Below are 10,681 nucleotides of genomic sequence, written 5' to 3'. Positions count from 1 at the left end.
TAAATGGCGCCGCTATCTTTATCATAGCTAAGTATCGAATCAGGACGGGGACTTGGTGGTGATTCGATGCTTGAATTGGTGCCCCGGCGGCGTAGCGCACGCACGCGGGCCTCCAGCTCGTCCAGGTCGAACGGCTTGGGCAGGTAGTCGTCGGCCCCGGCGTTCAGGCCCAGCACGCGGTCGCCCACCGTGCCGCGCGCCGTCAGGATCAGCACCGGTGTGCTCAGCCCGCTTTGCCGGGCGCTGGCCAGGACGGCCAACCCGTCCATGCCGGGCAGGGTCAGGTCCAGCAACACCACATCGGGTTCACTGGCGCGCCATTGGTCCTGCGCCTGCAGGCCATCGACGCACACGTCGATCACCCAGCCCAACCGGCTTAACGCACGGACCAGTGTGGTGCGCATCGCCGGGTCGTCTTCCACCAGAAGCAGTTTCATGCGCGTGACCATAGCATGGGCCATGCGGCATGCGACATGCAGGGGCCACCCCCGTACTTTCCCTAGTTAAATCGGACCTGTCCGGACAGCCATTTGACAGCTAACCGCGGCAATATCGTCAGGTTGTTCAACCTATCAGGAGACCCGCATGCGTCGCGATACATTTCTCAAGTCCATGGTGGCTGCGGCTGCCGCCAGTGGCCTGCCTTTGTCGGCTCTGGCTTCCACCAACATCAAGATGATGATCCCCGCCAACCCCGGTGGTGGCTGGGACACCACGGGCCGTGCCCTGGGCAAGGCCATGCAGGACGCCAAAGTGGCCGACACCGTTACTTATGAAAACAAGGGCGGTGCCGCCGGCGCGCTGGGCCTGGCCCAGTTTGTCAATGGCAGTAAGGGCGACGGCAATGCCATGATGGTGATGGGCGCCGTGATGCTGGGCGGCCTGATCACCGGCAAGCCACCGGTCAGCCTGTCGCAGGCCACGCCGATCGCGCGCCTGTCGAGCGAGTACAACGTGTTTGTCGTGCCCGCCAATTCGCCGTTCAAGTCGATGGCCGAGGTGATTGCGCAGCTCAAGAAAGACCCCGGCAGCGTCAAATGGGGCGGCGGCTCGCGCGGCTCCACCGAACACATTGCCGCCGCCATGATTGCGCGTGAAGCCGGCGTCGATGCCGCCAAGATCAATTACGTCGCCTTCCGGGGCGGCGGTGAAGCCACCGCCGCCATTCTGGGCGGCAACGTCACGGTCGGCGGCAGCGGCTACAGCGAGTTCGCCGAATACATCGCTGCCGGCAAGATGAAGGCGCTGGCCGTCACGTCGGACGTTCGCCTCAAGGGCGTCAACGTGCCGACGCTGAAAGAGCAGGGTATCAATGTGGTGATTGGCAACTGGCGCGGCGTGTATGGCGCGCCCGGCCTCAGCGCCGAGCAGCGCAAGACGCTGACCGACATGATCCTCAAGGCCATCAAGTCCAAGAGCTGGATCGAGGCCTCCGAGAAAAACAACTGGACGCCCGCGGTGCTGACCGGCCCGGCGTTTGACAAGTTTGTCGACGACGACTTTGCCAGCCTGCGCGCCACCATGGTCAAGTCCGGCATGATCTAAACCCTGGCCGGGCTGGCCCGGTTTCGGTATCTTTCATCGCAGCCGCCCTGTTCCGCCAGCCGGAAAAGGGCGGCTGATTTTCGCCGCCACGGCGTCTTCCAATTCAAATGTGTGGGGTACAACCAATGACACAACAGCCTCCTTCCCTGTTTCAGACCCTGGTAGGCGCCGGCGTGCTGCTCATCGGCCTGGGTCTTGCGGCAGGTGCCATCACCATTCCGTCCAGCGCCGGTTACGGCGGTGTGGGCCCCAACTTTTTGCCCTGGCTGGTGGCGCTGTCGCTGCTGGTGTGCGGCGGCTTTATTGTGTGGGAGGCGCGCAGTGGCGGCTTTCGGGCCATGGATGAGCCGACCGGTGCGGCCCGTGCTTATTGGCCCGGTTTTGCCTGGATGTCTGCCGGCCTGCTGGCCAACGCGGCGCTGATCACCACGATTGGTTTTATTTTCAGTTGCACCTTGTGCTTTGTGCTGGCGGTGCAGGGCCTGCGTGGCGCCGAGGGCAAGGCCGGTCACAGCCCGGTGGTCTGGCTCAAGGATGTGCTGATCGGCATGGCGATCGCCGCCCCGGTGTACTGGATGTTCACGAAATTTCTGGCCATCAATCTGCCTGGCCTCACCTCGACGGGATGGTTGTAATGGATATCTTTAACCAGCTGCTGCAAGGCTTCATCACCGCCGCCACACCGATCAATTTGCTGTGGTGTTTTGTCGGCTGCGCGCTGGGCACCGCCGTCGGTGTGTTGCCCGGCATTGGCCCGGCCGTGGCCGTGGCGATGCTGCTGCCGATCACGGTCAAGGTCGAAGCCACGGCGTCGATGATCTTTTTTGCCGGCATTTACTACGGCGCCATGTACGGCGGCTCCACCACCTCGATTCTGCTCAATACGCCGGGTGAAACGGCCAGCATGGTCACGGCCATGGAGGGTAACAAGATGGCCAAGAGCCGGCGCGCGGGGGCCGCGCTGGCCACCGCCGCCATCGGCTCGTTTGTGGCCGGCACCATTGCCACCGTGCTGGTGACCCTGTTTGCGCCCATCGTGGCCGACCTGGCCGTCAAGCTCGGGCCGCCCGAATACTTCATGCTGATGCTGCTGGCCTTTACCACTGTCAGTGCGGTGCTGGGCAAGAGCACGGTGCGCGGCATGACGGCGCTGTTCATCGGCCTGGCTGCCGGCCTGGTCGGGCTGGACCAGATTTCGGGCCAGGCGCGCTATACCGGCGGCGTACCCGAACTGCTGGACGGCATAGAAATCGTGCTGGTCGCCGTCGGCCTGTTTGCGGTGGCGGAAGCCATGTACGCGGTGCTGTACGAAGGCCGCGTGGTGGATACGCAGAACAAGCTGAGCAAGGTCTACATGACCAGGCGGGACTGGCGCCGGTCCTGGCCTGCCTGGCTGCGCGGCACGGCCATTGGCGTGCCGTTTGGCTGCATTCCGGCCGGCGGCACCGAGATTCCCACCTTCCTGAGCTACGCGGCGGAGAAAAAACTGGCCAGAGGCGAGGACCTGGCCGAATTCGGCACTGCGGGCGCGATTGAAGGCGTGGCCGGCCCCGAGGCCGCCAACAATGCCACCGTCACCGCCGCCATGATTCCGCTGCTGACGCTGGGCATTCCGACCTCCAACACCACCGCCATTTTGCTCGGCGCCTTCCAGAACTACGGCATCCAGCCCGGCCCGCAGCTCTTTACCAGTTCATCGGCGCTGGTGTGGGCGCTGATTGCCTCGCTCTACATCGGCAACGTCATGCTGCTGGTGCTGAACCTGCCGCTGGTCGGCCTGTGGGTCAAGCTGCTGAAAATTCCCAAGCCCTATCTGTACGCCGGCATTCTGATTTTCGCCACGGTGGGGGTCTATGGCATGCGACAAAGTGCGTTTGATTTGTTCCTGCTTTACGGGATTGGGGTGCTGGGGGTGATCATGCGGCGCTTCGACTTTCCGACCGCGCCGGTCGTGGTCGGCATGATTCTGGGCCCGCTGGCCGAGGCCCAGTTGCGCAACGCCATGTCGATTGGCGAGGGCAGTGCCATGATCTTCCTGCAGCGCCCCGCGTCGCTGGTCCTGATCATCGTGGTGGTGGGCGTGCTGGTGCTGCCGCGCCTGGCCAGGCGCTGGACGGCTCGCCGGCTCGCCGTCTGAAATTTGTAAACTTCACGAGAAAAAATATGCTGAACATCAAACGACGCACCGTTCTGGGCGGGCTTGGCATCGCCACACTGGCGGCCGTGGCCGAACCGCTGTGGGCCCAGACCGCGCCCTCCGCCAAGCTTGCCGCCAGCAAGAGCAAGGCCGCCAGCAGGCTGGCCGGCAAACTGCGGATCGTGATACCGGCCAACGCCGGCGGTGGCTGGGACCAGACCGGTCGCGCTCTCGGCGCGGCGTTGCTGGGCGCTGGCACGGTGGATGACATCGAGTATGAAAACAAGGGCGGCAAGGGCGGCACCCTGGGGCTGGCCTACTACGCCGATAAATACAGCAGCGACCCCAATGCCCTGCTGATGGGCGGCATGGTGATGGTCGGCGCGGTGGCGCTGCAAAAGCCTGCGGTGGACATGAGCCGCATCCAGCCCGTTGCCCGCCTGACCAGTGACTACCTGGTGCTGGTGGTGGCCGCCAGCTCCCCGATTCGCACCGTGGCTGACCTGGCGGCGCGCATACGCGCCAACCCGAAAGAGGTGCCGATTGCCGGTGGCTCCGCGGGTGGCGTGGACCATGTGTTTGCCGGCGTGTTTACGCGCGGCTCGGGCAGCAAGCCGGAAGAGCTGGTTTACCTGCCCTATGCCGGTGGTGTCGAGGTGGTACAGGCGGTGCTTGATGGCAAGGCGGTGGCCGGCATTTCGGGCTACAGCGAATTCAGTGAACAACTGGCCAGCGGCAAGCTGCGCGCCATTGGGGTGTCTTCGCGGCGCCCGGTGTTCGGCATTCCCGCGATTCGCGAGCAGGGGGTGGACGTGGACATGGCCAACTGGCGCGGTGTGTTCACCGGCCAGGGCGTGAGCGCCGCACGCCAGGCGGAAATGGTGGAAGCCGTCAGGGCCGCCACCAGCCATGAGTCGTGGCAGAGAACGCTCAGGCAAAACCACTGGGAGTCTTCCTGGCTGGCGGGCTCGGGTTTCGGCAGCTTTATCGACGTTGACCTGACCACCTCGCGGGTGATGGTCCATCTGCTCAAGTTAAAGGCCTGAGTTTCCGCTGCAGCCCATATGCAATGGGCACAGTCGGCTATTGAATCAATAGCAAACCGGGTCAGGCCTGCGACATCAAACCCTGCAGCGCCTGGCGCGTGAAGTCATCGGCCGGGAAGAAGGTTTCCAGCGCCAGCTCCTGCAAGGTCACGTCCACCGGCGAGCCGAAGATGGTGGTGGTGCTGATGAAGCTGAGCACCTCGCCGCTGGCCATGCGGAACTTCAAGGGCATGACCACGCCCACATGCTCGCCTTCCAGGGGTTCATCCAGCACACCGGGCGGCAGCGGGTAGGCGCGCAGCTCCTGCAGCAGGGCCACCAGCGCCGGGTCGGCGGTGGCGGCGATCTGCTGGCGCAGCCGCTCCAGCAAATGAAGCCGCCATTGCGGCAGGTTGACGATTTTTGGCGCCAGGCCGAGCGGATGCAGGCTCAGGCGCAGCACATTGAGCGGCGCCTGCAGCAGGCTGGCGTCCGCTCCCGCCAGCAGATGCGGCACCATCCGGTTGGCCGCAACCAGGTTCCAGTGCCGGTCAATCGCCAGCGCCGGGTAGGGCTCGTGGCTTTTCAGCAGCAGTTCCACCGCCTGCCGGGCCGCGGCCAGTGCCGGGTCGTCCAGCGCGCGCTCGCGGTACATGGGCGCGTAGCCGGCGGCCACCAGCAGGGTGTTGCGCTCGCGCAGCGGAATGTCCAGCCGCGCCGACAGGCGCAGCACCATTTCGCGGCTGGGCAGCGAGCGGCCGGTTTCCACAAAACTCAGGTGCCGCGCCGAAATCTCGGCCTCGTGCGCCAGATCAAGCTGGCTCAGGCGGCGGTGCTGGCGCCAGCGGCGCAGATGCTCGCCAAAGCCCTTTGGCGCTGGGCGGCGCGCGGCCGGAGTGAGTGCGGTGCTGGGGTTCATGGCGCTATCGTAAAACCAGTCCGGTCGGCCAACCCATTACCGCTCGAACGGTGTCGTGCCATCCATGACGGAAGCATCAATAGAAATGGAATCACTTTCGCGCCTATGCGTTGCCTGCCAGAATAAGGTCCATCCACACGATTAAAAGGAGCCTGCCATGCCGACCAAAGCGCCACGCCAGCCAGCCCATGCCTTTGCCTCTACCCGCAAGACCTTTAAAACCGCGTCGGGCAAGACCGGCAAGTTTTATTCACTGCCGGCGCTGGCCAGGCAGTTTCCGAATGTGGCGCGGCTGCCGGTTTCCATGCGCATCGTGCTCGAATCGGTGCTGCGCAACTGCGACGGCAAGAAGGTGACGGCAGAGCATGTGGCCGAGCTGGCCAACTGGCAGGCCCGCGCCGAGCGCACGCAGGAAATCCCGTTTGTCGTCTCGCGCGTGGTGCTGCAGGACTTTACCGGCGTGCCGCTGCTGGCCGACCTCGCGGCCATGCGCAGCGTGGCGCTCAAACTCGGCAAAAACCCCAAGCTGATAGAGCCGCTGGTGCCGGTGGACCTGGTGGTGGACCACTCCATCATGGTCGACTACTACGGCAAGAAGAACTCGCTGGACCTGAACATGAAGCTCGAATTTCAGCGCAACAACGAGCGCTACGAGTTCATGAAATGGGGCATGCAGGCCTTTGACACCTTTGGCGTGGTGCCTCCCGGCTTTGGCATCGTGCACCAGGTCAATCTGGAGTATCTGGCCCGCGGCGTGCATAAAACCAAAGACGACATGTACTACCCCGATTCGCTGGTCGGCACCGACAGCCACACCACCATGATCAATGGCATCGGCGTGGTGGCCTGGGGTGTCGGTGGCATCGAGGCCGAGGCCGCCATGCTGGGCCAGCCGGTGTACTTTCTGACACCCGATGTGGTCGGCATGGAGCTGACCGGCCGCCTGCGCGAAGGCGTGACCGCCACCGACCTGGTGCTGCGCGTGACCGAAACCCTGCGCCGCGAAAAAGTGGTCGGCAAGTTTGTCGAATTTTTTGGCGAAGGCACGCGCACACTGGCGCTGCCCGACCGCGCCACCATTGGCAACATGGCGCCCGAATACGGCGCCACCATGGGCTTTTTCCCGGTCGATGAGAAAACCATTGACTACTTCAAGGGCACCGGCCGCAGCAAGGCCGAGATCGAGGCCTTCGAGGCCTACTTCCGGGCGCAGGGCCTGTTTGGCGTGGCCACGGCCGGCGAGATTGACTACTCCCAGGTCGTCAAGCTGGACCTGGGCGACGTGACGCCCAGCCTGGCCGGCCCCAAGCGGCCGCAAGACCGGATTGAGCTGGGCAGCGTGGCGAGCCAGTTTGCCGCGCTGTTCAGCAAGCCGATTGCCGACAACGGCTTTAACCAGCCGGCCGCGCTGCTGGCCACGCGGCACCTGCTGCGCCATACCGACGAGGGCCGCCTCGACAAGCTGCCGGGCGCCATGCCGACCCCCGCCGGCGCGCCGCGCTCGTTGGTCGAGATGGAAGGCAACCGGCCGACGCTGGCCTCGATGGCCAAGGAGCACCCCGAGGCGCCGACGCCCGACGCCAAAAAAGTCGGTATCAGCATCGGCAATGGCGATGTGCTGATAGCCGCCATTACCAGCTGCACCAACACCTCCAACCCCAGCGTGTTGCTGGCGGCCGGCCTGCTGGCCAAGAAGGCGGTGGAGGCGGGCCTCAAAGTGCAGCCGCACATCAAGACCTCGCTGGCGCCCGGCTCGCGCATCGTGACCGAATACCTGACCGAAACCGGCCTGTTGCCCTACCTGGAAAAGCTCGGTTTTGCGCTGGCCGGCTACGGTTGCACCACCTGCATCGGCAACGCCGGCGACCTGACGCCCGAGATCAACGAGGCCATCACCAAGAGCGACCTGGTCTGCGCCGCCGTGCTGTCGGGCAACCGCAACTTTGAGGCGCGCATTCACCCGAACCTGAAAGCCAACTTCCTGGCCAGCCCGCCGCTGGTGGTGGCCTATGCGATTGCCGGCACGGTGCTGCGCGATTTGATGACCGAGCCGGTCGGCAAGGGCAAGGGTGGCAAAGACGTTTACCTCGGAGACATCTGGCCCACCAGCGAGGAAATCTACAAGCTCATGAAGTACGCCATGAACGGCAAGGCCTTTCGCGCCAACTACGCCAAGGTCAAGACCGAGCCCGGCAAGCTGTGGGAAAGGATCAAGGGCGTGACCGGCACCGCCTACACCTGGCCCACCAGCACCTACATCGCCGAGCCCCCGTTTTTTGCCAACTTTGCTATGGAAAACGTAGCGCCTGCCGCAGGTGCTGCGGGAGCTGGCGGCCAGAATGAGGCCAAAAATGCGGCCAATGCCGTGAAGGGCGCGCGCATCATGGCGCTGTTTGGCGACTCGATCACCACCGACCCTCTCTCGCCGGCGGGCTCGATCAAGGCGAGTTCGCCGGCCGGCCTGTGGCTGCAGGCCCACGGCGTGCAAAAGGCCGACTTCAACAGCTACGGCGCGCGGCGCGGCAACCACGACGTGATGATGCGCGGCACCTTTGCCAATGTGCGCATCAAGAACCTGATGATTCCGCCCGACGCCGAGGGCTCGCGCGAGGAGGGCGGCGTGACGCTGTTCCAGCCCGGCGGCGAGAAAATGTTCATCTACGACGCCGCCATGCGCTACATGGCGCAGGCCACGCCCACGGTGATTTTTGCCGGCGAAGAATACGGTACCGGCTCATCGCGCGACTGGGCCGCCAAGGGCACGCAGCTGCTGGGCATCAAGGCGGTGGTGGCGCGCAGTTTTGAGCGAATTCACCGCAGCAACCTGGTCGGCATGGGCGTGCTGCCGCTGCAGTTCAAGGCCGGCGAGTCATGGCAAACCCTCAAGCTCACCGGCAACGAGGTGATTGACGTGATTCCCCACCCCGAACTGAAACCGCAGAGCGACGCCACGCTGCTCATCACCCGCGCCGACGGCTCGCACCAGCAAGTCATCGTCACGCTGCGGGTCGATACCCCGATCGAGGTGGACTATTACCGCAACGGCGGCATCCTGCCTTACGTGCTCAGGCAACTCCTGGCAGCATGAGTCGGCAGGCACTGAAAATTTTCCGCAGGGCGCGCTGCCGAAGGAAAATTAGCCCCCTCAGGGCAGGGAATTGCACGCAGTGACTGACTGTGGGGGCAATTCAACATGAGCCGGCAAGCGCTGATTGCCGGTGGCGGCATAGGCGGACTGGCGGCTGCGCTGGCGGCTTCCCGGGCCGGCTGGGATGTGCGGCTGTTCGAGCGTGCGCCGGTGTTCAGCGAGGTCGGTGCCGGCATCCAGCTCGGCCCCAACGTGGTCAAGGTGTTGCAGGGCTGGGGCCTGGCCGATGCGCTGGCGGGTGTGGCGGCCTTCCCGGAGCGGCTGCAGGTGCGCAGCGCCGTGTCGGGGCAGACGCTGGGCGAGCTGCCGCTGGGCGAGACCATGGCCCGCCGCTACGGCGCGCCCTATGCCACGGTGCACCGCGCCGACCTGCATGGCCTGCTGCTCAAGGCAGCGCAGCAGCAGACCGATGTCCGGCTGCACCTGGAGCGCCCGCTGCAATCCTTCAGCCAGACCGCCGAGGTGGTGACCGTGCAAACCGCCAGCGGCCCGGCGATTGAAGGCGACGCGCTGATAGGCGCCGACGGCCTGTGGAGCCGCGTGCGCCAGCAGTTGCTGGGCGACGGCCTGCCGCGGCACGGCGGTCACCTGGCCTACCGCGCGCTGCTGCCGCAGTCCCGGCTGCCCGAGCGCCTGCGCACGCAGCACGTCACCGCCTGGCTGGGGCCGCGCATGCATGTGGTGCAGTACCCGGTGCGCGGTGGCGACTGGCTCAACCTGGTGGTGATCGTGCAGGGCGAGGTGGCCGACGGCGTCGACCCCTGGAACCACACGGCCAGCGCGGCCGAGCTGGCGCCTACGGTGGCCGGCTGCTGCACGGCGCTGCAGGACATGGTGCAAGCCATGACGGGCTGGCAACTGTGGGCGCTGTGCGACCGCCCCCCCATGCAGGGCCCGCACCAGCACGCGCTGGGCCGGGTCGCGCTACTGGGCGACGCCGCCCACCCGATGCGGCCCTACCTGGCGCAGGGCGCAGGCATGGCGATTGAAGACGCGGCCGAGCTGGGCCATGTGCTGGCGCAGGCGCTGGACCCGGCGTTTGACGTGCCCGTGATGCTGCAGCGCTACGCCCTGAACCGCTGGCAGCGCAACGCCAGGGTGCAGGCCCGGGCCCTGCGCAACGGCCAGATTTTTCACGCTGATGGCCTGCTGCGCTGGGGCCGCGATGCGTCGCTCAGGCTGCTCGGCGCCCGGCTGCTGGACCTGCCCTGGCTCTATGGCGCTGCGCCCAAGGCATCTTGAGGGCGCTTTGAGTTGCTATAGAAATAATAGCTGCTTGAGCACGTTGCATATGGGCTGGCGGCACTTTTTGCCTACAAATCGGTGCGCAGCTTCCAGATCTCCGGAAACAGCACCACGTCCAGCATCTTGCGCAGGTAACTCACGCCACCGGTGCCGCCGGTGCCGCGCTTGAAGCCGATGATGCGTTCGACCGTGGTGACGTGGCGAAATCGCCAGAGCCTGAAGGCGTCTTCGAGGTCGGTCAGTTCTTCGCCGAGCTGGTACAGGTCCCAATACTGCTTCGGGTCGCGGTAGGCCACCAGCCAGGCTTGCTCCACCGCGTTGCTTTCGACGTAGCCCTGGGTCCAGTCGCGCTCGGTGTGGCTGGCGGGCACGGCCAGGCCGCGCCGGGCCAGCAGGCGCAGCGCTTCGTCGTACAGCGAAGGCGCTTCAAACGCCGCCTGCACCTGCGCCAGCAAGTCGGGCCGGTGCGCGTGGGGTTTGAGCATGGCGGCGTTCTTGTTGCCCAGCGCAAACTCGATGCAGCGGTACTGCGCGCTCTGAAAACCGCTGGAGTTGGCGAGGTAAGGGCGTATCGCGCTGTACTCGGGCGGCGTCATGGTGGCCAGCACGTCCCAGGCGTGTACCAGTTGCTCCATGATGCGGCTGACGCGCGCGAGCTTTTT

9 protein-coding genes are annotated in these 10,681 nt (G+C 65.3%); 6 read left to right on the top strand and 3 right to left on the bottom strand.

Annotation, left to right across the window (positions count from 1 at the left end; all coding sequences use genetic code 11):
* Nucleotides 1-437: response regulator (locus RMO23_RS08605; RefSeq protein ID WP_309680501.1), on the bottom strand; the 437-nt coding region annotated here is incomplete at its 3' end.
* Between the two features lie 148 nt (nucleotides 438-585).
* Between RMO23_RS08605 and RMO23_RS08600 the strand changes: the two genes are divergently transcribed.
* The 4 genes from RMO23_RS08600 to RMO23_RS08585 all read left to right on the top strand — a co-directional run bounded on the left by RMO23_RS08600 (nucleotide 586) and on the right by RMO23_RS08585 (nucleotide 4,728).
* Nucleotides 586-1,545 (top strand): tripartite tricarboxylate transporter substrate-binding protein, encoded by a 960-nt coding sequence (locus RMO23_RS08600; protein ID WP_309680498.1) that lies wholly within the window; start codon nucleotides 586-588, stop codon nucleotides 1,543-1,545.
* 125 nt (nucleotides 1,546-1,670) lie between these two features.
* Nucleotides 1,671-2,180, top strand: a complete 510-nt coding sequence (locus tag RMO23_RS08595; protein WP_309680496.1) for a tripartite tricarboxylate transporter TctB family protein — start codon at nucleotides 1,671-1,673, stop codon at nucleotides 2,178-2,180.
* Nucleotides 2,180-3,682: a tripartite tricarboxylate transporter permease gene (locus RMO23_RS08590; protein WP_309680494.1), complete on the top strand. Its 1,503-nt coding sequence runs from the start codon at nucleotides 2,180-2,182 to the stop codon at nucleotides 3,680-3,682. Before RMO23_RS08595 ends, RMO23_RS08590 begins: the two co-directional genes overlap by 1 nt.
* A gap of 26 nt (nucleotides 3,683-3,708) precedes the next feature.
* Nucleotides 3,709-4,728 carry a tripartite tricarboxylate transporter substrate-binding protein gene (locus RMO23_RS08585; protein ID WP_309680492.1) on the top strand — a complete coding sequence of 340 codons (1,020 nt, stop codon included), beginning with the start codon at nucleotides 3,709-3,711 and terminating at the stop codon, nucleotides 4,726-4,728.
* A gap of 61 nt (nucleotides 4,729-4,789) precedes the next feature.
* On the opposite strand, the gene RMO23_RS08580 is transcribed toward RMO23_RS08585, so the two are convergent.
* A complete protein-coding gene (locus tag RMO23_RS08580) occupies nucleotides 4,790-5,626 on the bottom strand; it encodes a helix-turn-helix transcriptional regulator (RefSeq protein WP_309680490.1) in 837 nt (278 codons plus the stop codon).
* 157 nt (nucleotides 5,627-5,783) lie between these two features.
* On the opposite strand from RMO23_RS08580, the gene RMO23_RS08575 reads away from it, so the two are divergent.
* Both RMO23_RS08575 and RMO23_RS08570 read left to right on the top strand, forming a co-directional pair.
* Nucleotides 5,784-8,714: an aconitate hydratase gene (locus RMO23_RS08575; RefSeq protein ID WP_309680488.1), complete on the top strand. Its 2,931-nt coding sequence runs from the start codon at nucleotides 5,784-5,786 to the stop codon at nucleotides 8,712-8,714.
* A gap of 105 nt (nucleotides 8,715-8,819) precedes the next feature.
* Nucleotides 8,820-10,016: an FAD-dependent monooxygenase gene (locus tag RMO23_RS08570; protein WP_309680486.1), complete on the top strand. Its 1,197-nt coding sequence runs from the start codon at nucleotides 8,820-8,822 to the stop codon at nucleotides 10,014-10,016.
* Nucleotides 10,017-10,087: 71 nt separating this feature from the next.
* Here RMO23_RS08570 and RMO23_RS08565 read toward each other — a convergent pair.
* On the bottom strand, nucleotides 10,088-10,681 hold a 594-nt coding region (locus RMO23_RS08565), incomplete at its 5' end, for a tryptophan 2,3-dioxygenase family protein (RefSeq protein WP_309680484.1).

It is taken from the genome of Polaromonas sp., from assembly GCF_031411155.1.
In the GTDB taxonomy this organism is placed as follows: domain Bacteria; phylum Pseudomonadota; class Gammaproteobacteria; order Burkholderiales; family Burkholderiaceae_C; genus Polaromonas.
The sequence above is the reverse complement of the archived record's forward strand: the minus strand, read 5'-3'. Positions and strand labels throughout refer to the sequence as shown.